Below are 25,112 nucleotides of genomic sequence, written 5' to 3'. Positions count from 1 at the left end.
AGTCGGTCGCTGCCCGGAAAGTTACTTGGTGACAAACACCACGAAGAGCCAACCGACACCGATGGCCGCCGCCTCGACCGGTTCGACGGGGGCGGCGCCGGGTCGACGGCGTACGCGTTCGCGTACGCGAGCGTCGCGGCCGGACTGACCGTGTTCGCCGGGGCCGCCGGGGTCGTCGGGCCGTTCGGCGCCGTCGACCCGGCGTGGTGGGCGCTCGTCGGCGTCGTCGCGTCGACGGCGCTCGCCGCGGCGCGCTCCCGGTCCGAACGTTCATAGGGCCGGTCGGCACCACTCGGGTATGGACGCCGACACGCCGCGGCTGGGGGAACGGCGGGTCCACCTCGCCCTCCTCGGCCACGAGCGGGACCGGATCGTCGAACCGCTCCGCCGGTACGGCGCGGACGTGGTCTACCTCCTCGCGGACGACCCCGACCGCGACGCCGACAGGGGCGCCGTCGACCACGGCGCCGCGCGGGTCGACCCGGCCGACGACGAGGTGCGGTGGGACGCGGTCGCACCGTACCAGCGCGCGGTCCGCGACGAGGTGGCGTCGTTCGCCGACACCCGCTCGGTCCCCGTCCGGTTCGACGACGTGTACGACGTACTCGGGGTGGTGACGACCCTCGCCGCCCGCCACGCCGCGGCCGAACCCGGGGCGACCGGCGGCGTCGGCACCGCGAGCGGCGGCGCCGAGACGGGGACCACCGACCGCCTGTTCGTCAACGTCTCGACCGGACCCCGGATCGCGGTGGTGGGCGCCGCCATCGCCTGCATGGCGGTCGGCGCGCGACCGTACGGCGTCGAACCCGAGTCGTACGTCCACGACGTCGAGCGGGAACCGCTGACCGAGGGCGTCGCGGGCGTGGTCGACCTGCCGCTGTACCCCATCGACGCCCCGACCCGCGACCAGGTGGCGGTGCTCGGCCACCTCCACGAACGCGACGAGGCGAACCGCACCACCGACAAGTGGAACATCATCGAGTGGGCGGCCGACGCCGACCTGGCGTTCCTCCGGAACGCGGGCGAGAGCCGGACCGCGAAGTACCGCGCGCTCGAGGGACGCGTGCTCGACCCCCTCCGCGAGCGGGGGTACGTCGAACTCGAGTCGGTGGGCCGGTCGGACAACGTCGCGCTCACGCCGACCGGTGAACGGGTCTACTTCGCGTTCGCGCACGAACTCCACGACCACTCCGAGGAGTAGCCGGCCGGCCCGCGGGGCGCCGGCGGGTTGGAACCGAACGGAGAGACACGACGGTCCGGACTATCCCGATTGTACGGTTCGTCCGGACTATTGTGGCAGTGAGTACAATCGGCTACCCCCGGTAGAACTGCGTACGCGACGACCCCGGTCGGTCCCCACCCGGCCGGACACCGGGGTCGGCGGTCCCGACGCGGTTCGACCGGTCCCCGCTGACGACGTCGGCCTCGCGGTCGTCGCGAACCCGGCCCTCCACCGGCCGTCGCCCGTGCGTCCCCCTCCGCGCCCGGCCGACGGCCCTCGCCGGACGCGTCTCCGCCCGTTTCTCCCCGTACACCGACCGACGACCGCCGCCGAGCGGCGACGGCCGGCGCCTCCACACATACACCTCCACCCGCGGGACGCGTTCGCAGTCGCCGGGTCGCTCGCCGGCCGGAGCGGTCCGGATGCGGACGGGACCCCCGACGGATCCGACCGGCCGACCGGGACCGGATGCGCTCGCGAGGCCCGGGCCGGGTCGACGCGCCGACGCGGGTCGCGAACCGGTCAAAAGGAGAGGTGCGAGGTCGAACCCGGACCGCCGTCGCCGTCGTCGATACCGCCCTCGTGGGCGAACGCGAACTCGTCGTCCGCGAGGAACACCGCGCCGTCCTCGACGGCGACTTCGACTTCGACGAGCGTCGTCCCCGCCGCCTTCCCGTTGTCGCAGTGGCCCGAACAGGCGTCGAACATCGACCCGTGTTTCGGGCAGATCACCTGACCGTCGCGCATCGCCGCACCGCGGCCCCGGTCGAGCCGGTAGTTCTCGTGAGTACAGCGGTTCACCCACGCCTCGACGCCCGGGTCGTCGTCGCAGGGGACCACGATGACCTCCTCCTCGGTGCCGGTGCCGTCGACGGCCGTGAACAGCACCGACCCCCGGTCGGGCACGTCGTCGAGGCTCGCCAGTCGCGTTCGCTCCGTCATCGTCACCGCGTAGGCGGTCCGCGCTCATAGCCTCCGTGGCCGACCCAACACAAATCCATTTGAGTTAGGTCAAACTCGTTGGAAAACGTTTATCCCGGTGGTGGTGCACCGATCGACACGGCAACTCACCCGGCGTAACCGGGCGCGAGCGACGCGTTCGCCGCCGATCTCCGTATCCGAGGAGTGGCGACGCCGTCCGCGTCCGACCGGGCTGCCGACCACCATGAGCGACGTACTCACCGACACCGACGAGCGAATCGACTCCGTCGTCGCGCGGGCCTGCGAGGGTCTCGACCTGCCGGCGGAGCCGGCGACGTTGACCGAGGCGGCGCGGCGCGACTGCTACGCGGGCGCGTCCGCCGACGAGACCGACGAGGCCGTCGTCGGCGTGCTGACCGCGCGGGTCGAGCGCGACCCCGCGTACAAGACGGCGGCCGCTCGGGTCGCCCGCTGGCGGCACGCCCGCCACGTCACCGGCACCGACGGTCCCCTTGACGACGACCGCTACCGCGAGTCGTTCCGCGCGGGCATCGAGGAGGGGGTCGACCGCGACCGCCTCGACGAACGGATGGCCGACTACGACCTCGACCGACTGGCGGAGGCGCTCGTCCCCGCCCGCGACGACGAGTTCGACTACATGGCCGTCTCGACGCTCACCCAGCGCTACTTCCTGGAGACGCTGGACGACGACCCGCTGGAGCTCCCGCAGTCGTTCTGGATGCGGGTGGCGATGGGCGTCGCCCTCCGGGAACCGGAGGGCGAACGCGAGGCGCGCGCCGTCGAGTTCTACGAGGCGCTCTCGACCCGGCGGTTCATTCACTCGACGCCGACGCTGTTCCACGCGGGCACCACCCACCCCCAACTGTCGTCGTGTTACCTGACGACGGTCCAAGACGACCTGGAGGACATCTTCGACTCCTACAAGGCGCACGCCAAACTCTCGAAGTGGTCGGGCGGCATCGGCACCGACTGGACCAACCTCCGCGCCGCCGGCTCGCTGATCCAGTCGACGGGCGTCGAGTCCACCGGGACGGTGCCGTTCTTGAAGATATCCAACGACGTGACCGCCGCGATCAACCGCTCGGGCAAGCGCCGCGGCGCCGCCTGCGCGTACCTCGAAGCGTGGCACCTCGACTTCCCGGCGTTCTTAGACCTCAAGCGGAACACCGGCGACGAGCGCCGCCGCACCCACGACATGAACACCGCGGCGTGGGTGCCCGACCTGTTCGTCAAACGGGTGCGCGCCGACGCGGAGTGGACGCTGTTCTCGCCCGACGAGGTGCCGGAGCTCCACGGCACGTACGGCCAGGAGTTCGAGGAGACGTACGAGGCGTACGAGGAACGGGCCGAGGCGGGCGAACTCCGGCAGTACGAGACGGTCGACGCCGCCGAGTTGTGGCGGACGATGCTCACCCGGCTGTTCGAGACGGGCCACCCGTGGGTCACGTTCAAGGACCCCTGTAACGTCCGCTCGCCGCAGGACCACGCGGGCGTCGTCAACTCCTCGAACCTCTGTACGGAGATCACGCTCAACACCAGCAGCGACGAGACCGCGGTGTGTAACCTCGGCTCCGTCAACCTCGTCGAACACGTCGAGGGCGGAGAGCTCGACCGCGACCGGCTGGCGGACACGGTCGAGACGGCGATGCGGATGCTCGACAACGTGGTCGACCTCAACTTCTACCCGACCGACCGCTCGGAGCGGTCGAACACCCGCCACCGCCCGGTCGGTCTCGGCGTCATGGGCTTTCACGACATGCTCACCGAACGGGGCGTCCCGATGGCGAGCGCGGAGGCGCGGACGGTCGCCGACGAGACGATGGAGGCGGTGTCGTACCACGCCATCCTCGAATCCTCGCGGCTGGCGGCCGAACGCGGCGCGTACGACTCCTACGAGGGGTCGAAGTGGGACCGCGGCCTCCTCCCGCAGGACACGGTCGAACTGCTCGAAGCGGAGCGGGGCGAGTCCGTGGCGGTGGACGTCGAGGAGCGCCTCGACTGGGAGCGCGTCCGTGAACACGTCGCCGACCACGGGATGCGCAACTCGAACACGATGGCGGTGGCGCCGACCGCGACCATCTCGACCATCGCGGGCACCACCCCCTCGATCGAGCCGCGCTACGCCAACCTCTACGTCAAGTCGAACATGAGCGGCGACTTCACCGTCGTCAACGACCGGTTGGTCGCCGACCTACGGGAGCGCGACCTGTGGGACGACGAGATGGTCGACCGCATCAAGTTCCACGACGGCTCGATCCAAGAGATCGAGGCGATCCCCGAGGAACTGCGGGAACTCCACCGCGGCGCGTTCGAGGTCGACCCGCGCCACCAACTGGAGCTGGCCGCCGAGCGCGCGACGTGGATCGACCAGTCGCAGAGCGTCAACGTGTTCTTCCCGAGCACGGACGGCTCGCTGCTCGACGACGTCTACCAGCGGGCGTGGGAACTCGGCTTGAAGACCACCTACTACCTGCGGACGCTCGGCGCGAGCCAGTTCGAGAAGTCGACGCTCGACATGGCCGAGTACGGCCGCACCCAGACGCGCGCGACCGACGGACGCGGAGCCGACGACGAGACCGCACAGCGCGACGCCGGGAGCGCGGACGGCAGCGACCTCCCGAGCGTCGAGGACCCCACCTGCGACGCCTGCCAGTAAGAGCGCCAATGCCGATCAGCTACACCACCGACGCGGACACGCACGACCCGAACAAGATCCTCCCCATCGACTACGACTGGGCGCGCGAGTACTACCGCGCGGGCGTCGACAACAACTGGGTGCCCGAGGAGGTGCCCATGACCAACGACGTCCAACAGTGGGAGGGCGACGACCTCTCGGCGGCCGAACGACAGCTGATCGAGTGGAACCTCGGGTTCTTCTCGACCGCGGAGTCGCTCACCGCCAACAACATCGTCCTCGCGCTGTACGACCACGTCACCGCCCCCGAGTGCAGACAGTACCTCCTCCGGCAGGCGTACGAGGAGGCGATCCACACGGACACGTTCATCTACTGCTGTGACTCGCTGGGGTTCGACCCGGAGTACCTCTACGGCATGTACGACCGCGTGCCCGCCATCGAGGCGAAAGACGAGTTCGTCGTCGACCTCACCCGGTCGGTAACCGACCCCGAGTTCTCCATCGAGACGGAGGCGGACGTGCGGGCGTTCCTCCGTGACCTCGTGGGCTTTTACGTCATCATGGAGGGGCTGTTCTTCTACGCCGGCTTCGCCATGATGCTCGGGCTCAAGCGGCAGGGGAAGATGGAGGGGGTCGGCGAGCAGTTCGAGTACATCATGCGCGACGAGTCGCTCCACCTCGGCTTCGGCGTCGACCTGATCCGGGCGGTCCGCGAGGAGACGGACGCGTGGACCGACGCGTTCGACGCCGAGATCCGCGGGCTGGTCACGGACGCGGTCGACCTCGAACGGCGGTACGCCCGCGAGGCGTGCCCCGACGAGATCCTCGGGATGGGTCCCGCACAGTTCGCCGAGTACGTCGAGTACGTCGCCGACCGCCGGCTGACCCAGTTGGACCAGAAGGAGGCGTACGGCACCGACAACCCGTTCCCGTGGCTCTCGGAGGCGGCCGACCTCAACCGCGAGAAGAACTTCTTCGAGACGCAGGTGACCGAGTACCGCTCCGGGGGGTCACTCGACTGGTGACCCCGGCGGAACGCGACGAGGCGACCGCCGCCCGGCGCTCCACGTAGCCGTCGACCCGTTCGGTCCCCCCCTTCGGCCCTCCACGTACCCCGGCGCTCCACTCCACACACCCCGGCCCTCCACACGCCGCGTTCGGCCGGTCGGTTCCCCGGTCACTCCGTGACGGGGGGCGACTCGCCCGCCGCCGGTTCCGTCGAGTCGGCGGCGTCGACGCCCGTTATCTCGAAGCGGGCGCCGCCGCTCGCCGACTCGCCGACGGTGACCGTCCAGTCGTGCGCGTGGGCGATCTCGCGGACGATGTTGAGTCCGAACCCGGTCCCCTCCGCCGCCGTCGAGTAGCCCGCTTCGAACACCGCCTCGCGGTCGTCGGGCGGGACGCCCGGGCCGTCGTCCTCGACGAAGAATCCCCGCCCGTCCGGCAGCGCGCCGACCCTGACGGTCGGCGCCTCGCCGCCGTGTTCGACCGCGTTGCGGAACAGGTTCTCGAAGAGGCGACGGAGGCGGGCCTGGTCCGCTCGGACCGCGCCCGGACCGTCGACGCGGAGTTCGGCGTCGGCGGTGTCGACCGTCCGCCACGACGCGCGCGCGAGCGACTCGGTGTCGACGGGAGCGGCCTCGTCGACGCTCTCCCCCTCGCGCGCGAGCGCGAGCACGTCGTCGATGAGCGTGGCCATCCGGTCGATCGCGTCGGCGGCGGCCGCGAGGTGTTCGTCGTCGCCGCCGTCGCCGTCCGCCTCCGCCCGCGCGAGTTCGATCCGCCCGGAGGCGACGTTGAGCGGGTTGCGGAGGTCGTGGCTGACGATCCCCGCGAACTGGTCGAGCCGACGGTTCTTCCGCGCGAGTTCCGCCTCGCGGTCGGCGAGGCGGTCCCGCTCCTCGTGGAGTTGGCGGAACAGCACCTCCTGGGGGTTCGAGATGACGGTCTTCACTCCCGCGAGGTAGATGAGGTAGAAGGATGCGATCTTCAGCAGGTGGCCCACCATGGCCGAGAAGCCGTAGACGCTGATGTAGGTGGTGAAGAACAGTTCGCTCACGATCGTGACCCCGATCCCGACCACGAAGTAGCCGTACACCCGGCGGTCGAGCCCACCCCGGTGACGGTACAGTTGGACCAGCGAGACCCCGAGGAGAGCGACGATGGCGTACTCGGCTACGACCTTGAACGTCGTCAGCCCGCTCTCCGGGACGTAGGAGGTCGGGAAACTCCCGCCGAATATCCCGACCAGGAACGCCGCGGTGACCGCGACGTAGCCCGCCACCAGCAGCGCGGTGTCGCGCGACCGCCGGCTGAACGAGAGCCGCGCGCTCGCGGCGTTGTCGCCGACGAACCCGGTGGCGACGACGAGCGACCCCGCCTCGACGAACCGGGCCGCGAGCCACAACTGCGTCGAGAGGTTCGCCCCCCGGCCGGGGAACACCCCCATCCCCGCGTACGCGAGCGTGTGGAACGTGTCGAGCACCGCGACGGCGGCGTACGCCACACCGAGGATCAGGAAGAAGTCGGTGTCCATCCGCGCCCGCGAGTTCCACGCGACCAGGAACACCGCCGACGCGATGACGATGCTGAACACCTCCGCGAGGCTGTGAAACAACAGGAAGTTGAACAGTTGGACGACGTACAGCCCCGCGAACACCGCGGTCCACGCGACGAACGGGAGCCACGGCTTTCCGCGCCGTGCGGTCGAGTCTCCCCGTCGTCCCGAGTCCGGTCCCCCGTGCATATCGGTGCCTGTTCCCGAATCGCCGACCGCCTCGTGCGCCCGTCGTGCCGTCCCGTCGGAACCCCGACCCCGCCCGGCGGTCGTCTGCCCCGTCTACGTGGCTTCCGTCCCCCGTCGCCTTCAGTGCTCCGCCGCCGGCCCGCCCAGACACGGGTAGTCGGCGATCAGCCCGTCGGCGCCGGCCGACACCGCCGCCGCCGCCTCGTGCCACGTCCGTACCGTCCAGACGTTGACCGCGAGGCCCTCCTCGTGGGCGGCCGCGACCAGGTCCGTCCCCTCGACCCGGTCGGGGTCGGCGTACGGCGTGTCTGCGAGCAGCGCCAGCGGCGCCTGCACCGCCGCGGCGCCGTAACGGCGGGCCACCTCCAGCCCGTCGGCGAGTTCGAGCGCGACCGGCGCGACCGACTCGTCGGGCGCGATGTCCGCGACCGCCGCGATGGCCCCCTCGTGGAACGACGAGAACAGGGTCTCCCCGTCGAACTCGTCGGTCACCGCCAGCACGTCGCGGACGAACGGATGCCACGCGGCGCGGCGCGCGCCCACCTCCGCTTCGGGGAGCGCCTCGCCGGCGGCGGTCGGCGACTCGCCGTTCGACTTCAGTTCCACGTTGACGCCGACGCCCGCCGGGAGCGCCTCCAGTACGTCCGCGAGCGTCGGCACGGTCCGGCCGCTGTCGAACACGTCCGTCTCCGAGAGCTCCGCCGCCGTCGACTCCGAGACCAGCCCCGTCCCGTCGGTTATCCCCCGACTCCCCTCGCGGTCGTCGAGCGCGTCGTCGTGGAAGACGACGACGGCGCCGTCGGCGCTCGGGCGCACGTCCACCTCGACGAGGTCCGCGCCGTCCTCGCCGGCCGCGCGGGCCGCCTCGACCGTGTTCTCCGGGTACGCGCCCGCGAAACCGCGGTGTGCGACGAGCGTGGGTGTCATACGCACCTCACCCGCGGCCGGGGCAAAACCCTACTGGCGGGTGTCGAGTCCGTCCGTCCGGGCGACCGCGCCTGCCGCTGGGCGAACGCTTTTCGCGCTCGTCGTCGCCCCTCGAACCGTGCCAGACGATACCACGGGTGGCGCGAAGGCGCGGCTGTTCGACGCGGTCGAGCGGCGGCGCGACCGGCTGACCGACCTCTCGCGGCGCATCTGGGAAGAGCCGGAGGTGGCGCTCCGCGAGACGGAGTCCGCCCGGCGGCTCCGGGAGGCGCTCCGCGAGGAGGGGTTCGAGGTGGAGACGGGCGTCGGCGGGATGGAGACGGCGTTCGTCGCCCGCTACGGCGAGGGCGACCCGACGGTGGCGACGATGGGGGAGTTCGACGCCCTGCCGGGGATGTCCCAGACCGCGACCGCCGAGCGCGACCCCCGCGAACCGGGCGCGCCGGGCCACGGCTGCGGGCACAACCTGTTCGGCGTCGGGTCGCTCGGGGGCGCGCTCGCGGTCAGAGACGCCATCGAGCGAGGCGACTGCGGGGGCACGGTCGTCTACTTCGGCACGCCCGCCGAGGAGGCGGGGGGCGGGAAGGTGTACATGGTGCGCGACGGCGCGTTCGACGGCGTCGACGCGGTGGTCTCGTGGCACCCGGGGTGGTACAACGCGCCCGGCAAGGGGTCGTGTCTCGCGGTCGACGCCTACGAGGTGGCGTTCGAGGGGGAGACGTCGCACGCCGCCGCCGCCCCCGAGGCCGGCCGGAGCGCCCTCGACGGCGTTCACCTGCTCAACACGGGGATCGAGTTCATGCGCGAGCACGTCCCCGAGGCGGCGCGGATCCACTACGTGGTGAGCGAGGGCGGCGGCGCCGCGAACGTGGTGCCCGCGGCGGCGACGACCGAGTGTCTCGTGCGCGCGCCCGATCGCGCACAGGTCGAACGCATCGGCGGGTGGGTGCGCGACATCGCCGAGGGTGCGGCGCTGATGAGCCGGACCGACGTCGAGGTGACGAAGACCAGCGCGATGTACGGCGTGCTCCCCAACCACGCGCTCGCCGACCGTATCCGCGCCAACATGGACCAGGTACACCGCGCGGGCGGGATCTCCCTGTCCGACGACCAGCGCGAATTCTCCGCGGACCTCCGCGCGTCGCTCGGCGACGTCTCGCTCGGCCGCCTGCCCGCCGAGTACCACGACGAGGTGCGCAATCGCGCGATGTACACCGAACCGCTCGACGCGCCCGACGAGGGGACCACCGGGTCGTACTCGACCGACTCGGGCGACGTGAGCTGGACCGTCCCGCTGGGTCGGTTCACCGCGGCGACGTGGCCGGTAGGCACGCCCGCCCACTCGTGGCAGGCGGTCGCGGCGGGCCGCGACTTGGGGACCGAAGGCGCGCTGTTCGCCGCGAAGACCATCGCGGCGACGCTGTACGACCTGCTGGTCGACGGGGAGTTGCGGACGGCGGCCCGAGCCGAGTTCGACGACCGGACGGGCGAGCGGGGGTACGACTGCGGGTTGCCCGCGGACGCGAACCCGTACGAACTCGTCTCGCGGTAGAACGGCAGCACCGAACCGTGCCGAACCGGACCCGACCGAACCGGACTGGATCGAACCGGACCGCGCCCGGCCCGGATCAGAGCGTGATCTGGGTGAGCGCGGTCGTGGCCGTCTCGAAGTCGCGGTCGTCGGCGGCCGCGACGGTGATCGTGTTCTCGCCGTAGTTGATCCGGAGCCGCGCCTCGAACTCGCCGTCCTCGGGTTCGACCAGCGCGGTGTCGGTGGGCGTCTTGACCGCCACCACCTCGCCGGTGGTCTCGCCCGAGACGACGATCCGGTCGCCCTCGAACCGCGAGTGGACCCGCAGGTCGGGACGGTCGTCGGCGTCGGCGAGCCCACGGTCGAGGTAGCGCTCGCGGACGAACCGCGGGGTCTCGACGGGTTCGCCCTCGTCGAGTCCGTGCGCGAGGCGGGCGAACTGCGCCATCGACCACGCCAGCGGCGTCGCCGACCCCGTGCCCTCGCCGTACTCCCAGTTGTACTCGGTGGCGTGGTCGCGGTCCCACACCTGTTCGGCGATCATCCGCCCGGAGTTGGCGAACTCCTGCATCGCCGTCAGCAGCGCCGCCGGGTCGACCAGGTCGTCGTCGCGCGCGTCGGCGTCCGCGAGCAGTTCGTACTCGCCGCGCTCGCCGCTCAACAGCGGCCAGAGCCGCCCTTTGCCCGCGTGTTCGACCGACCACGGTGCGCCCTCGTCGTCGCGGCCCCGCTCGCCGTAGCCGTCGCCGTTGTACCGGTAGAACGCCGCCGTCGACTCGGTGTCGACGCGGATGGTCCTGTCCACCTCGACCAGCGAGTTGCGGACGATGGGGTCGTCCCACGGCTTGATCCCCAGCCGCACGAGGTCGAGAAAGCCCCCGTCGATGATGTCGCGCTCGTCGAGCGTCGGTCCCTGGTTGGCGAGCGTGCGGAGGTGGCCCGCCTCGGGGTCGCCGTCGCGGGTCACGCGGACGTAGTACGGCGTCTCCGTGTGGAGGTCGGTGCCGGTCATCGTCGCGGTCCAGTCGTCGACCCCGCGGGTCCACTTGTCCGCGAGCGCGAGCCACACCAGCGCGTCGGCCTCGGCGCCCGTCTCGACCGCGAGTTTCCCCGCACACGCCAGGCCCGCGATCTCGGCCGCGATCGAAGACGGCGAGTAGCCCGCCTCCTCCTCCCACCGCTCTTGGGCGGTCGCGGGACCGTTGCGGACGACGTAGTCGGCCGACCGGCGGACGTTCTCGAAGCCGTAGTCGGTGTCGTCGAACGCGACCCCCCGCTCCCACAGTTGGTACGCCATCACCTGCGGGAACGAGATGTTGTCCATCTGCTCGCCGCCCCAGCGGGTGAGCCCGTTGAGGTAGGTGTTCTGCGGGATGAACCCGTGGTCGTCCTGCTGGTACTCGTAGATGTACTCCAGTTGGTCGACCGCCGTCTCGATGTCGCCGACCATGTCCAGCACCGTAAACACCTGATAGAGGTCGCGCGACCAGACGAAGTTGTAGCCGTACCCCTTCGGCTCCTCGGCGGTCACCGCCTCCCCCCACGGCACCGACGGCGAGGCGATGGAGCCGCCGAGGTACGTCTTGTCCTCGACCGCCCGCAGACACATCAGCGCCGAGCGGTACTGGTTCGCGAGCACCTCGTCGTCGGCGACCGACGCGGGCAGCGGCTTGTCCGCGAGGAACTCCCGCCAGGAGTCGGCGTACGCCGCCGCGGCGGTCTCGTACCCCCGGGTGAGCGCGCCGAACGACTCGCCGAGCGCCGCCGCGGTGTCGGCGTGGCGGGCGAACCCGAGCGCGATGGTCTCGTCCGCGCGCCGGCCGGCCGCGAACCGCCCCACCAGCACCACGTTCTCGTCGTCGACCGTCTCGCGCGTCTCGGGGAGCGTCCCGTCGGCGTACAGCGTCCGGAGGGCGTCGCTGCCGGCGACGCCGACCGTCGCCCAGTCGAACCGGTTGGCGGCGGCCATCGCCACCGCGACCGAGTAGCCCTCGCCGTCGTCGTCGACGAGCAACGGCTCCTTGCTCTCGCCGGTGTACGCCGCCGAGTCGCGCGCCGCGAGGTGGTGGCTCCCGGGCGACCCCAGCCGCATCCCGCGGTCCTGCGTGCCGGTGTTCGCGAGCGCGGTGTCGGCGACCGCGAACAGTTCGTACTCGGTGTCGTCGTCCGCCTCGAAGCTCACGTCCGCCAGCAGCGCGTCGTGTTCGGGGTCGGTGGCGTACTCGACGTCGAGCGTCCACGCGTGGCCGCGACCGTCGCCCGTCTCGGCGACGGTCTGTCTGAACAGCAGCGCGTCGTCGGCGGCGGGCGTCACCTCCCGGGTGACGGTGTCGGAGTCGTCGTCGGTCCGGGTCTCGTTGTGCGTGCGGACGGTGTAGCGCTCGTCGTCGGGGTCGTTGACGATGAAGTCGAGCGTCCGCAGGTTCATCAGGTCGATCCGCGGGAACCGCACCTCCGTCAGCGCACCCGCGGTGAGCGTGAACCAGACGCGGGAGGGGTCGTCGCTCCGGTGGTCGGCGACGGTGCCGACGCCGAACTTCTCGCCGGTGGTCCACCGCGGCCGGTCGGTCGGTCCCTCGGGCAGCGACGCCGCCGTCGGCAGCGCCTCCAGTTCCGACAGCAGCGCGGTCGCGCGGAGTCGGACGGCGTGCGCCTGCCCGAGCGGCGTCGCGCTGTCGGGCGTGCCGTCGTCGAACAGTTGTTCGGGGAGGTAGCCCGCGCCGGTGGTCAGCGGACCCTCGGCGTCGAGCAGGCGGTACAGGTCGCTCGCGCGGTCGAGCAGCGCCTCGCCGCGCTCGCCGTCGTCGCGTTCGGTCAGGAGTTCGCCGACGCGGGCGGCGGCGACGACGCCCTCGGCGGTCGTGAGCGACCAGACCTTCGAGCCGGCCTGGCCGTGGGTCCGCCAGTCGTCGCCCTCGTAGCGGACGAGACCGGCCACGGGCGCGCCCGAGGGGTCGCGGTACAGCGTCTCCAGCGCCGTCTCGGTGTGGGCCGCGATACGGTCGAGCGTCGCGTCGGGGAGGTCGAGTCCCTCCACGGCGTCGTACTCGGCGGCGGCGTCCGCGAGCGCGAACCCCGCGGCGTCGACCCGGTCGTCGAGTTCGCCGTCGGGGGTGAGCCGCATCCCGTAGCAGTCACGGCCGTCGACCCACAGCCCGTCGAGTCCGCCGAGCACCGTCCGCGCCGACTCGCAGGCGCGCTCGGCGAGCGACTCGCCGACTGGCGCGCGCGCGACGGCGGCGTACGCCTCGACGAAGGCGGCGGCGGTGTGGGCGAACTGGCCGCTCATGTCCTCCCAGACGTTCTGACACGGGCCGGGCAGGCCGTCCTCGCCGAGGCTGTCGTCCATGGCGGCGACAGCGGCGTCGAGCGACTCGCGGGTCGCGGCGACCACCGACGAGCCGAGCACGTCGCGCCGCTCGCGCAACAGCCGCGCGAGAAACGCCGTCACGTTCGCCGTCTGGTCGGCCTGGTACTCCATCGACTCCGAGTCGCCCTCGACGTGGGCGTTCGCCCACCCGGGCGCGAGCGTCCCGTCGACCGCCCAGACGCGGTGGGGCCACGTCCCGTCGTCGAGTTGGGCGTCACAGCAGAAGCTGGCGGTCTCGGTCACGTCGTCGAGGGTGTCGACCCCGAACGCGTCGTCGGCGTCGAGCAGGGCCGACGCGATGGCGGCGTCCCCCCGGAACCACGTGTAGCCGTAGCCGCCCGAGTTGGTGAAGAACGGGTCGACCTCCGGCCCGGAGACGTGCGCGCCGGTCGGCGCCTCCAACAGGTCGAGCGCGCGGAGGTCCGCGCGGACCACCGCCGACCGGGAGCTCCCCTCGGGTACCGCGACGGTCGTCCGCTCGCGGGCGGCCGAGCGGATGTCGTCGGCCGACCGGTGGCTCGCGGTGCAGTCGCGGAGGTCGGCGAGCGCCGTCTCGCGGTCGAGTTCCTCGTGGTCCGATAGCTGGGTGACGAGCGTCGTTCGGGCGGCCCGGCCGACGCGTTCGAGCGGCGCCGTCACCACCACGTCGCCGCTGAGGTGGGCGTCCTCGTAGCGGTTCCGCCCGGTGTGCCGCGGGAACTCCACCGGCTCCTCGTCGAGTATCTCGTCGAACCGCTCGGGGATCTGCCCGCGCACCTCGTCGATGCCCGTCGAGGCGGTGACGTAGTCGTGTTCCCGGCGGTGGTACACCTCGACCGCCTTCGTCCCGTCGGGTCCGCCGCCCTCGTGGATGAGGCGGCCGACGCGCGTCTCCTGGCCCTCGGGGGCGAACGTGAGGAACGCGACCAGCCGCGCCTCCGGCGGGACCGCCCCCCGGAGTTCGACGTGGGTGACGTGCGCCCGTCCAAGCGTGAGGTCGTACTGGTGGACGGTGAACTTGCCCGCGTCGTACTCGGTCTCGACCAGGTTCGTCTCGCGGTAGTAGTGCTGACGGACGGAGTCGAGGTCGTCGAACCACCGGATCCGGTCGGCCGTCTCCACCCCGAACCGCGACCGGTCGACCCCGTACAGCCCCGACAGCGACGAGGAGTAGTCCCGCAGGTAGCCGCCCGGGTCGACGTGAACCAGCCTGTCGCCGTGGCCCGAGAAGGAGCCGGTGATCGTCGGCTCCCGCCCCGGGGACCGACCGGCTCGGTCGCGTTTGTATTCGTTGAGCGCCGTGCGCAGCCGCATACCCTCGCTACAGCGAGCCGGCGTATAAATATGGATGTGCTAGCGCCGCCCGCGGGTTCGACCGGCACGCGCCGGCGCTCGGAGACGCTCGTATCGGTAGGTGCCGGCGCTCGGAAGACGCTCGCGTCGGCACGTCGGCAGGCGCGCTCCCGGCTCAGAGCGTGTCGGCGTCGGCCGGCAGGAGCGTCGCGTCCTCCACCGTGACCGCCCCGCCCTCGGCGACCCGGTCGCCCGTCGCGACGTCGACCGCCCCGACCGCCGGGTCGATGGCGACCGTCGCCGTCTCGTCGGCGAAGTTGAGCACGACCACGACGGCCTCGCCCCCGTCGGGGGCGGCGCGGCCGTACGCCACGACCCGGTCGGCGGGACCGTCGCGGACCTCGTAGCCGACCCGGCGGAGGGCGGCGTCGTGTTCGAGCGCCGGGTGAGCGTGCCGCGCGTCGACCAGCCGGGCGTACTGCTCCTGTAGGTGGGGGTTGGCGTGCTCCCACGCCAGCCCGTCGCGGCGCCCACGCTGGCCGAGTTCCTGCCCGGCGTACAGCATCGGCGTCCCCGGGAGCGTCATCAGCGCGCCCGCGGCCGCCCGCGCCGCCGGCTCGCCGCACTCGGTGATGTAGCGGCTCTCGTCGTGGTTCTCGGCGTACAGCATGAACGAGGCGTGGTCGGGGAACCCCGCGTCGACGCGCGCGTCGATGGCGTCGAGCAGCCGTTCTGCGGGCTGGTGGCCCGCGCCGACCTCCCGGAGGGTGAACGCGGTGGTCGAGTCGAAGTGCATGTCGAACATCCCCTCCTGGAAGTCCGCGATGTACGGGATGGTCTCGTCGAGCAGCAGGAACTCGGGGTCGCGCGCCTTCACCCGGTCGTGCAGTTCCTTCCAGAACCCGTTCGGCACCGCCCACGCCATGTCACACCGGAACCCGTCGACGAGCGGCGCCCACTCGTCGACCGCGTCGAGCAGGTGCCGGCGGACGTCGAGGGTGTCGAAGTCGAAGTTGGCGATGTACTCCCAGTCGAAGTAGGTGCCCGGCTCGCCCGACTCCTGCCACTCGTACCAGTCGTAGTACTCGCTGTCGGGGTTGCGGTAGGCGTCCTCGAAGAACGGGTGTGCGCGCGCGGAGTGGTTACAGACGAGGTCGAACAGCACCTTCATGCCGCGGTCGTGGGCGGCGTCGAGGAACCGCTCGTACGCCTCGCGGCCGCCGAGGTCCTCGGCGATGGCGAAGAAGTCCGTGATGTTGTACCCGTGAGGGGCGTGGTCGTTCTGGAGGACGGGCGTGAGCCAGAGCACGTCGACGCCCAGGTCGTCGAGGTAGTCGAGGCGGGCCGCGATGGCGTCGAACGTGGTCGCGGAGTCGTCGTCGTCGGGCGCGAACGTCCGGACGTAGATCTCGTAGATGAGCGCGTCGGTCGCCCACTCGGGGGGGTCGTACGGCCGGGTCGTCTCCACGCTCCGGCGGGCGCTCGCGGTTCCGCCGTCGGTCCGGACGCCGTCGCCGTCGTCCGTGCGCACGTCCACCGAGTCGGCGACGCTGTACCCGCCGGCGCCGACCGCGACGGCGTGGACGCGCAGGCGGCCGGGGAGCGCCGACACCGGCACGCGGAACTCGCGGTCGCCGACCGTCGCGGCGTCGGCGGGCAGGTCGTCGCGGTCGTCGACGACGAACTCCACGTCGGCGTCGTCGGGCGACTCGCCCGCCGCGGCGCGCACCGTCGCCTCGACCACCAGTTCGTCGCCCGCGACGCGCGCCTCCAGCCGGACCCGCGGGCGGCCGGCGCCGTGTTCCCCCTCGCGCGTCCCCGTGCCGGAGCCCGACCCCGACCTGGCGCTCCCGCTCGCACCGCTCCGCCCGCCCGCCCCGCCCGAGCCCCCGCTCCACTGCCCGGACCGCCCCGACGCCCCGCCGGCCACGCCCTCGGGGCTCAACTCGCCGGGGAACGCCCTGACGGTGAGCCGGTGGGTGCCGTCGGGCGCGCGCAACTCCACGACGTACGTCCCGGGGGCGTCCGGGACGAAGTGGACGACGGGGTCGTCGCCGAGTTCGGCGACCGACGCGACGGGTGCCTCGGCGACGCGCCAGCGGTACGTCGCGTCCGGGTCCGGGTCGCGCGGGGCGAGTTCGACGGAGTGACCGACGGCCACGAACCGGGGGGGTCCGGGGTGGTGCATGGAGTGTCCTTCCACGACCGCCGCCTTTGCCTTTTCCCACAGTTCCCCCGTCGAGAATCGGGAACGATCCCCACGGGCGCGCCTGCGACGGGAGGAACGGCTAAGTGGCGCGGACACGCCTCTCCCCCATGAGCAGTACGGAGTCGGAGCCGAACGGGAGCGACGGCCGGGTCACCGTCGACGTGGAGATAACCGACGACCGGACGGTCGTGACCGTCTCGGGTGACCGCGACGCCGCGGTGGTCGTGCGGTCGGCGTCGGGCGAACAGATCTACCTCCCGCCGGAGGACTTCGACCGCCCCGCGGGCGAGCAGCGACAGACGCCGTACGACAGCCCCTACCAGTCGGCGTCCCCCTACGACAGCCCGTACGACAGCCCCTACCAGTCCGACCGGGGCGGCGCGCCCGCCGCCGGCGTCCAGCCGACCGTCGACGGGTTCCGCGTGGTCCACCCCGAACCCGTGACCGACTTCCGGCTGCTGCGGTAGGGACCGCTACTCCCCGCCCGTCTCCGACGCGGAACCGCCCTCGGGGTCGTCGGACCCCGCGGCCGCCCGCCCCTCCATCACCCGGTCGTAGAAGGCGACGTGGTCGTCGGCCACCTCCGCCCACGTGCGAACGTCGTACTCCAGCGGCGTGTCGAGCGAGAGGGCGTACTCGATCCCCTCGGCGATGGCGTCGGAGTCGGTGTCCACCTCGATCAGACAGTCGTCCGGGAGCAGTTCCGCGGCGCCGCTCTGACTGGAGACGACCCGCGTCCCAACGGAGAGCGCCTCCACGATGGTGATCCCGAACGGCTCCGCGAGCGACGGCGAGACGAACAGGTCGGCGCTGGCGTAGTAGTCGCCGAGTTCGTCCTCGGGGATGTACCCCGGGAACAGCACCTGGTCGTCGACGCCGAGCAGTTCGACGAACCGCTTCAACTGCTCGGTGAGGTGGCCCGACCCACCGAGCACGAGCGTCACGTCGTCGCGCCGGAGTTTCGAGAGCGCGTACAGCAGGTAGGAGATCCCCTTCTGGTCGGTGTGTCGACCGACGAAGAACAGCATCTTCCCGTCGATGTCCAGTTCGGCCTTCAGGTCGCGACCCGTGGCCCGAACGCTCGGGAAGCCGTTGTGGATGACGGTCGCCTCGCCACCGTAGCGGTCGCGTATCTCGCCCGCGGTGAGGTGGCTGACCGCGATCAGGTGGTCCGCGCGGTCGACGATCCGCTGTTCGGTCTCGACCTCCCGCTGTGGCGGGTTGACGTTCCGGTCCGAGGAGAGCGAGTGGAACGTGGTGACCCACTCGACGTCGTGGGCCGACTGCGCGCGCGACCCCGCGTTGTAGCCGAACCAGTCGTTGGTGTGGACGATGTCGGCGTCGGCGGCGCGGTCGGCGAACTCGCCGGAGAGCCGACCGATGCGGGTGATGATGTCGCCCGTCCCCGTCGGCACGCCGTGGATGCCGTCGCGCCCCTCGGGCGCGTACTCCGCGGGGAGGACGAGTTCGATGTCGACGTCGTCCCGGGGATGTAACTCGTCGAACAGTTTCCCGACGGCGGTGTCGAGCCCCCCGGTCACGTTCGGCGGAAACCCCCAGCCCAACATCAGTACCTTGGGGCGCATTGGCCGACGATTGCGGCGTTCGTACTTATTGATTGTGCGTGAGCGTTCCCGCCGGCCGCGGTCGTGGAGCCCGACGGACAGTTCTCGGGGGGCGTCCGCGGATAGTTTGAAACCCCCGCCCGGCGAACGGGCGCCCATGCGCTTCGACCGGCAGAGTGGGGTCTTCCTGCACCACACGTCGCTCCCCAGCCCGCACGGCGTCGGCGACCTCGGCGCCGGTGCCCGCACGTTCGTCGACTTCCTCGAGCGCGCGGACCAGTCGCTCTGGCAGTTCTGCCCCATCGGGCCGACCGCCGACGCGCAGGCGAACTCCCCCTACCAGTCGTACTCGGCGTTCGCCGGCAACCCGCTGCTCGTCGACCTGCGCGAACTCGGCGAGTACGGCCTGTTGACCGACGCGGAGTTGGACCCGCCCGACGCGGCGTCGCCACACGAGACGAACTACGAGGCGGTGCGGCCGTACAAACACGAGCGGCTCCGGAGCGCGTTCGAGCGGTTCGAGGCGGGCGAGGGCGACGCCGACCCCGACGCGTTCGAGTCGTTCCGCGAGCGGGAGGCGGCGTGGCTCGACGACTACGCGCTGTTTTCGGCGCTCCGCGAGGAGTTCGACGGCCGGCTGTGGACCGAGTGGCCCGAGCCGGTCCGCCGGCGCGACCCCGACGCGCTCTCCGACCGCCGGGAGTCGCTGGCCGGGGAGATCCGCTACCACGAGTTCTGCCAGTGGTGGTTCGACCGGCAGTGGCGCGCCCTCCGCGAGTACGCGAGCGAACGCGGCGTTCGGCTGGTGGGCGACCTCCCCATCTACGTCGCGCTCGACTCCGCGGACGTGTGGGCGACCCCGGAGGCGTTCCAGTTGACCGACGACCGCCGGCCGGCGGCGGTCGCGGGCGTCCCGCCGAACCCCGGCGACGACGGCCAGCGGTGGGGGAACCCGCTGTACGACTGGGAGACGTTGGCCGACGACGGCTACGACTGGTGGCTCGCGCGGCTCGAACGGCTGTTCGACCTGGTCGACATGACCCGACTCGACCACTTCACCGGGTTCGACCGCTACTGGGCCATCCCCGCCGACAGCGACGACCCCGCCGACGGCGAGTGGCGCGAGGGACCCGGCGCCGACTTCTTCGAGGCGGTCCGCGACCGACTGGGCGACCTCCCGTTCCTCGCGGAGGACCTCGGCTTCCTCGACCAGTCGGTGGTCGCGCTCCGCGAGGAGTTCGACTTCCCCGGGATGCGCGTCCCCCACTACGCCGACTGGTGTGAGGGCGGCAACATGCACCAGCCGATGACGTACCCCGACGACTGCGTGGGGTACACGTCGACGCACGACACGAACACCATCGTCGGTTACTACCGAAACCTCTCCGAACGCCAGCGCGACTGCCTCCACTACAACCTCGGCACCGACGGCAGCGAGATACACTGGGACATCGTCGAGGCGGTGTGGAACTCCAACGCCGCACTCGCGGTGACGACCGTCCAGGACCTCCTGGGACTCGGCGGCGACGCCCGGTTCAACACCCCGGGGACGGCGGCGGGCAACTGGCGGTGGCGCGTGACCGAGAGCGGTCTCGACCCGGAGGTCGCCGACAGACTCCAGCAGATAACGGACCTCACCCTCCGATAGTTCCGCCGGTCGAGTCGCCGGGCGCGCCGTCGGGTCGGCTAGTCCCGGATCCGAGCGGCGACGCTGGCGAGCGACGAGCGGACCGACCGGAGCGGCGACCCCGCCGTCGGTCCCCCCGCGTCGGTCGACTCCTCGCGTGCGGCGACCGTCCCCCCGTCGGTGCTCGCCACCCCGACGGCCTCCGTCTCGACTGCGGCCTGTGCCGCGAGACAGTCGAGACAGAGTTCCGCCGCGCGCGCGTCGCCGTCGGCGCGGTTGATGCAGTGCTCCCCGCAGCGCCGGCAGCGGTACTCCGCCCACTCGTCCGGCGCGAGCGGCGCGTCCACCGACGGCCGCTCGGTGTCGTTGCTCCTCTCCGGTTGCGGTTCGGCGTTAGACATGATTGTCACGGTGCCGGTGGCTCCGTCGCCCGGTCGCACGGGACGGACTCCCTACCCCGGCCCAATTCTGGTAAACACCTCGTAAGTACTTAAGAGAAACGGCGGTCCCGCTCGACCGGTCGTGAACGCCGACGGGCCGGGGTGATCGACGGGACGCGACGACGCGGCCGCCCCGGGATTCAAGCCCGGCGGGGACGAAGTCGGTGCGTGAAACCGAACCGTGGACTGGGCCGCGTGGGCGTCGCTCTCCTCGTCGTCCTCGCGCTCCTCCTCGGCGTGACCGACCTCTACGTCTGGGCGACGCGGGGCGTCCTGCCGGGCGAGAAACTGCTCGTCGCGGGCGCGCTCTGTGTCGGCGCGGTGTACTACGCGGTCCGGACCGCGCGCGCACACCCCCCGAGCCGCTGACGGCGGTCCGACCCCGGGCTACTCGACCGGCCGCTCGGGGCGTTCCTCGCCGACGGTCACGGGGTCGCCGACCGCCAGGTCGGCGCCGACGGCGGCAGCCGGGGCGGCGGTGTGGACCATCAGGCTGTACATGTGGTCGAACCGGTCGGTCGTCGCCCACTCGGGGAACGTCGCCTCGCGTCGTTCGACGAACGTCTCGCGGAACCGCTCGTAGCGCTCGCCCGTCTCGGGGTCGCGCGACGGGACGACACACCGCGGGCACGGCCGCACCCCCTCGAGTTCGACGCCGCCCACCTCGAACGGGACGACCCGTCCCGCACTCCCCACGAGGCGGTCCTCCCAGAACGCGGGGACGTTCTCGACTTCGAGGTTGGCGCGGAGCCTGCGGCGCACGCCGTCGGCGTCGAGTCCGTCGAACCACGAGGCGACGGTCCGGAGCGTCGCCGCCGACACCACCGACGGCCCGGTGGCGTAGTCGGTGGTGTCGGGGTGGCCGCCCGCGCGGTCCCGCCGGAGTTCGACCGGGAAGCCGAAGAACTCCCCCAGCCACGCCTCCGCGGCCGCCCGCTCGTCCGGGAGGGCGAACCGGCCGGCGTCGCCCGGATCGAGCGCCCCGGTCGACGGGACGGACTCGCGGACGCGGAATCGGAGTTCGTCGGCCGCCGGGTCGAACGCCGCGTCGAGTCCGTGGACCGCGTCGGTCCGCTTGCCGTTGACGTACTCGCCGTCGGCGTCGACGACGGCGAACTCGCGGTCGTGTTCGAGCGCGCCGCCGTCGACCAGGCGGACGGTCTCGCGGGAACTCCCGGGGAGCGACTTCACCGGGAAGACGGTGATGCGACCGAGTCTGGGCGTCGACGTCACGTGCGTACCGTCGGCCAGCGGGGTGAAACCGTTTCCGCCCGGCTCGCTCCCGGTCGAGCGGTCGGCGCGAAAGAAGGGGGAGTCGTATCGGTCGTCGTCGCGTCGGCGCTCAGGCCGGAGCCGCGACCGGGACCGCACCGGCCGTCAGGCGGGCCTCCGCGTCCGCGGCGTCCGAATCGGGCAGCGACACGGTGATGGTGTGCGTGCCGGGTTCGAACGTCTCGGTGGTCGCGTCGAACAGTTCCTGCTGGTCGGCCGTCTCGGGGCTGAACCCAGCAGTGGGTTTCGTGTACGAGACGAGCGACATGGTCGCGTTCTCACAGCTCTCGTTGACGGTGAACGTGATCGTCGCCGTCTCGCCCTCGCGGTCGATCACGCCCGCGGAGTCGACACACGAGCGGACCTCCTCGCTGGCCCACGCGCGGCCGCGGTCGGTGATTCCCTCTGACGTGTCGCCGTGCGCGAACCGCACGAGACGGTCCTGTTCGTCGTTCGCGTACAGCGTGTCAGCCGAGAGGTTCTCGAGGGGTTCCCCCGCCACGAAGTCCACCTGGTAGTACGTCGCCTCCGGCTCCATCGGTTCGTCGGCAGTCGTCACGTCGAGTTCGCCGCTCAGCACCGACGCGCCCCAGTAGACGCGCTCGCCGTCGTAGTAGGAGTCGGTGTACTCGCCGTAGACGTTCAGGTCGGCCGCGTCCGCGACCGCCGAGAGGTCGTCGGCGTCGAACGTCACCGTCACCTCGCCGTCGGCGAGCGTCGCGTCGGTCGCCGCGACCCGCTCGCCGTCGGCGTCGAGCGCGTAGAAGCTCGACGCGTTCACGGCCGTCGCGTTCGCGGGCGCGGCGTACGTCGCGGTCACCGTCTCGCTGTCGCCGTCGAGCGACACCGACGCGTTACCGACGCCGGCGTCGACGCGGCGCATCCGACCCTCGACTTTCGGCGAGATAGTGCCCCGCTCTTCGACGTAGTTGATGAACGCCGTCGAGTAGAGGATCCCCGACTCGGAGACGCGCGTCGCGTTCTCCAGCGGGTAGCCGTCACCGCCGCCGGCCATGTAGCTGTTCACCGTCACCGTGTAGTTCTCCTCGGCGTCCAGCCGGGTCCAGTTGGCCGGCTCGTCCGGGCCGGCCTGGTCGACGTACACGTCGCGGACCTTCGGCTCGACCCCCTCGTGGGGCACCCACTCGAAGCGCACGCCGCTGACCTGGTGGGTGATCTCCGTGCCGTACTGCTGGCCCTCCTCGCTGGAGAGCGTGACCACCTGGCTCGCGAGCACCTCCCGCAGTTCCGAGCCGTTCAGCCGGAACGTCACCAGCGTGTTCGTGAACGGCAGGATCGTCGTCGCGTCGCCGACCGTCACGTTGCCCGCGGGGTACACCCGGTTGCTACGGATGCCGCCGGAGTTGGTGATCGCGACCTGCGAGCCGGTCTCGGCGCGGAACGCGTCCGTGATCGCGTTGCCGAGTGCGGTCTCGCGGTGGTAGTTGGCCGCACTGGTCGCGTTGAGTTCCGTCGTCGACTCGCCGATGACCTCCTCGAGTCCGGTCTCCCGCGCCTCCTGGATCAGGCGCTGGACCGACTCGTTCGGCTCGACCTCCTCGGTCGTCTCGATCAGCCGCCCGTCGACGGCCGTCACGTCGCCGTCCGACAGCGTGAGGTTCACCTCCGCGAGGTGGGAGGCCTCGCTACCCGCCTCGACGATGGTGGTGCCGCTGGTCTCCTGGGGCGGGTAGACGAGTTCGTCGTCGCCCGTCACGATCAGGTCGATGGCGCCGTCGTCGGCCTCGGCGAGTTCCTCCGACTCGGGGACGCCGATGTGTGCGAGCGAGACCACCACGTCGACGTTCCGCTCCTCTTTGAGGTACTCGGCGCGCTCGGGACCGACCTCGGCGAAGTCCCGCACCTCGATGCCGGCCTCGTCGAAGTCGAGCGCCGTCTTGCCGATGATCGCCTCGTCGACCAAGCCGACGAATCCGACGCGGACGCCGTCGCGCTCGACGACGTACGTGCCGTTGGCGCCCTGGATCGGTTCACCCGTCGACTCGTTCACCAGGTTGGCGGCGAGCCACGGGAACTCCGAGGCCGCCGAGGCGTTCGCGAACGCCTCGTCGCCGTAGTCGAGGTCGTGGTTGCCGACCGCCTCGGCGGCGGGGTCGACGACGTTGAGCACCTCGACCGGCAGTTGCCACGCGCTCACCGGCGAGAGCGCGTGCGGGCTGATCTCGTCGCCGCCGCCCGCGAGCACCGTCGGGTTGTCGTGAGCCGCCCGGCGCTCGTCGATCAGGCCCGCGAGCCGGGCCATCTCTCCCGTGTCCGACGCCATCGCCGTCTGGATGTCGTTGTACGCCAACACCGTCAGGGTCGTCCCGTTCGCGCCCACCTGGGCCGCCGGAGCGGACCCGACCCGGTCGGCTCCGTCGGCGGTCGGCGCCGCCCCGCCGAGGGCGAACGCGGCCCCCGGGAGCGACGCTCCCACGACGAGACACGTCAACAGCACCGCTGTGAGTCTGCGCATGCGGGCGTCAGCACGCGACGACCTTTCATCAATCCAACTAAGAGAGGTAACGATTGCTGGAAAACGGTACCGTGAGTCACGTTCTCAGGCGCCACTCGGCGGCGCCGGACCCCGTTCGGTTACCAGTTCGACACGACGATCCGTCCCGGACCTGTCTGTTCGCCGACCGACCCGGGTCGGGCCGCGCTCGCGCGCGAGTGGGGGTCGGGGACCCGCTCCGGCGGCCGACCCGAACCGTCATCACGTCAGCCCGCCTAGGGGAGGGGTGAACCACGCCGTGTCGGTCCGGGAGGCCGTGTCGACGGGTGCGGTCGGCGGCGCGGCCGTCGCGGCGACGGGCGCGGTCGGGTACGTCGTCGTCCCGTTGCTCGCCGCCGTGAACGCCGGCCGGGTCGGCGGGGCGGTGGACGCGATGTTCGTCGTGTTCGAGGCGGTGTTCGGTCCGCTCCGCTGGGTCGCGGTGCTGGTCGTCCCGGCGGCGCTCGCGGCCTGCTGGCGCCTGCGCGCGCTCCGGCGGCGGGGCGCTCCGTCGCTCCGGGACGACCTCTGGGTCGGCGCGGGCGTCGTCGCCGCGGCGTACGCCGGCGCGGTCGCGTGTTACGTCCTCCTGTCGGTCGGCGCGGGCGTCGCCGCCGCGACGTACGTCGGCGCGTCGGCCGACGCGGTCGGGTTCCTGGGCGAAGCCGCCATACTCGTCGTCGGACTGTTAGTGTACGCGCTCCCGTTCACGGTGGTCGTCCTCCTCGTCGTGGTGGCGGGGGCGAGCGTCGGCGCCGGGGTCGGCGTCCTGGTGGTGCGTGCGGCCGACCGGCGGCGGAGTCGGCCGGCCGGACGCGCGAACGGGGGCGGTGCCGGGTAGTCGGACGCAGTCGGGTCGA

Annotated in this window: 17 protein-coding genes; 8 read left to right on the top strand and 9 right to left on the bottom strand. The window is 71.8% G+C overall.

Annotated features, from left to right (window positions below; genetic code table 11):
* The first annotated feature begins 298 nt into the window (after positions 1–298).
* Positions 299–1,201: an HFX_2341 family transcriptional regulator domain-containing protein gene (locus K933_RS10435; RefSeq protein ID WP_023394701.1), complete on the top strand. Its 903-nt coding sequence runs from the start codon at positions 299–301 to the stop codon at positions 1,199–1,201.
* 543 nt (positions 1,202–1,744) lie between these two features.
* Here the strand turns inward: K933_RS10435 and K933_RS10430 are convergent.
* Positions 1,745–2,164, bottom strand: a complete 420-nt coding sequence (locus K933_RS10430) for a Rieske (2Fe-2S) protein (RefSeq protein ID WP_049947777.1) — start codon at positions 2,162–2,164, stop codon at positions 1,745–1,747.
* Between the two features lie 223 nt (positions 2,165–2,387).
* Here K933_RS10430 and K933_RS10425 point away from each other — a divergent pair, with 223 nt between their 5' ends.
* Complete coding sequence (locus K933_RS10425; protein ID WP_023394699.1) at positions 2,388–4,820, top strand: ribonucleoside-diphosphate reductase subunit alpha; 2,433 nt, start codon at positions 2,388–2,390, stop codon at positions 4,818–4,820.
* Positions 4,821–4,828: 8 nt separating this feature from the next.
* Positions 4,829–5,824: a ribonucleotide-diphosphate reductase subunit beta gene (locus tag K933_RS10420; RefSeq protein WP_023394698.1), complete on the top strand. Its 996-nt coding sequence runs from the start codon at positions 4,829–4,831 to the stop codon at positions 5,822–5,824.
* Positions 5,825–5,976: 152 nt separating this feature from the next.
* On the opposite strand, the gene K933_RS19330 is transcribed toward K933_RS10420, so the two are convergent.
* Entirely contained in the window at positions 5,977–7,545 is a 1,569-nt protein-coding gene (locus tag K933_RS19330; protein WP_023394697.1) for an MASE3 domain-containing protein, read from the bottom strand.
* A 120-nt stretch (positions 7,546–7,665) separates the two neighbouring features.
* On the bottom strand, positions 7,666–8,472 hold the full coding sequence (locus K933_RS10410) for a glycerophosphodiester phosphodiesterase (protein ID WP_023394696.1): 807 nt from the start codon (positions 8,470–8,472) through the stop codon (positions 7,666–7,668).
* Positions 8,473–8,590: 118 nt separating this feature from the next.
* Here K933_RS10410 and K933_RS10405 point away from each other — a divergent pair, with 118 nt between their 5' ends.
* Complete coding sequence (locus tag K933_RS10405; protein ID WP_023394695.1) at positions 8,591–10,024, top strand: amidohydrolase; 1,434 nt, start codon at positions 8,591–8,593, stop codon at positions 10,022–10,024.
* Between the two features lie 76 nt (positions 10,025–10,100).
* Here K933_RS10405 and K933_RS10400 read toward each other — a convergent pair whose 3' ends face one another.
* On the bottom strand, positions 10,101–14,666 hold the full coding sequence (locus K933_RS10400; RefSeq protein WP_023394694.1) for a glycoside hydrolase family 15 protein: 4,566 nt from the start codon (positions 14,664–14,666) through the stop codon (positions 10,101–10,103).
* Between the two features lie 154 nt (positions 14,667–14,820).
* Positions 14,821–16,833 (bottom strand): alpha-amylase MalA, encoded by a 2,013-nt coding sequence (malA, locus tag K933_RS10395; protein WP_023394693.1) that lies wholly within the window; start codon positions 16,831–16,833, stop codon positions 14,821–14,823.
* 128 nt (positions 16,834–16,961) lie between these two features.
* Between malA and K933_RS10390 the strand changes: the two genes are divergently transcribed.
* Entirely contained in the window at positions 16,962–17,321 is a 360-nt protein-coding gene (locus K933_RS10390) for a DUF7510 family protein (protein ID WP_023394692.1), read from the top strand.
* Between the two features lie 6 nt (positions 17,322–17,327).
* On the opposite strand, the gene K933_RS10385 is transcribed toward K933_RS10390, so the two are convergent.
* Entirely contained in the window at positions 17,328–18,440 is a 1,113-nt protein-coding gene (locus tag K933_RS10385; RefSeq protein ID WP_023394691.1) for a glycosyltransferase family 4 protein, read from the bottom strand.
* A gap of 136 nt (positions 18,441–18,576) precedes the next feature.
* Here K933_RS10385 and malQ point away from each other — a divergent pair, with 136 nt between their 5' ends.
* Positions 18,577–20,067: a 4-alpha-glucanotransferase gene (gene malQ, locus K933_RS10380; RefSeq protein WP_023394690.1), complete on the top strand. Its 1,491-nt coding sequence runs from the start codon at positions 18,577–18,579 to the stop codon at positions 20,065–20,067.
* Positions 20,068–20,105: 38 nt separating this feature from the next.
* On the opposite strand, the gene K933_RS10375 is transcribed toward malQ, so the two are convergent.
* Positions 20,106–20,456 carry a hypothetical protein gene (locus K933_RS10375; protein WP_152529803.1) on the bottom strand — a complete coding sequence of 117 codons (351 nt, stop codon included), beginning with the start codon at positions 20,454–20,456 and terminating at the stop codon, positions 20,106–20,108.
* A 198-nt stretch (positions 20,457–20,654) separates the two neighbouring features.
* Here K933_RS10375 and K933_RS10370 point away from each other — a divergent pair, with 198 nt between their 5' ends.
* Positions 20,655–20,855, top strand: coding sequence for a hypothetical protein (locus K933_RS10370; RefSeq protein WP_049947775.1), 201 nt, complete (start codon positions 20,655–20,657; stop codon positions 20,853–20,855).
* Between the two features lie 18 nt (positions 20,856–20,873).
* Here K933_RS10370 and K933_RS10365 read toward each other — a convergent pair whose 3' ends face one another.
* Complete coding sequence (locus tag K933_RS10365; RefSeq protein WP_235063441.1) at positions 20,874–21,719, bottom strand: MOSC domain-containing protein; 846 nt, start codon at positions 21,717–21,719, stop codon at positions 20,874–20,876.
* A gap of 109 nt (positions 21,720–21,828) precedes the next feature.
* Positions 21,829–24,234 (bottom strand): bifunctional metallophosphatase/5'-nucleotidase, encoded by a 2,406-nt coding sequence (locus tag K933_RS10360; RefSeq protein WP_080509253.1) that lies wholly within the window; start codon positions 24,232–24,234, stop codon positions 21,829–21,831.
* A gap of 265 nt (positions 24,235–24,499) precedes the next feature.
* Between K933_RS10360 and K933_RS10355 the strand changes: the two genes are divergently transcribed.
* Positions 24,500–25,093, top strand: coding sequence for a hypothetical protein (locus K933_RS10355; protein ID WP_023394685.1), 594 nt, complete (start codon positions 24,500–24,502; stop codon positions 25,091–25,093).
* Positions 25,094–25,112 lie beyond the last annotated feature (19 nt).

It is taken from the genome of Candidatus Halobonum tyrrellensis G22 (assembly GCF_000495475.1).
GTDB classification, from domain to species: domain Archaea; phylum Halobacteriota; class Halobacteria; order Halobacteriales; family Haloferacaceae; genus Halobonum; species Halobonum tyrrellense.
Note: the sequence above shows the minus strand (reverse complement) of the source record. Positions and strands in the feature narration are given on the sequence as shown.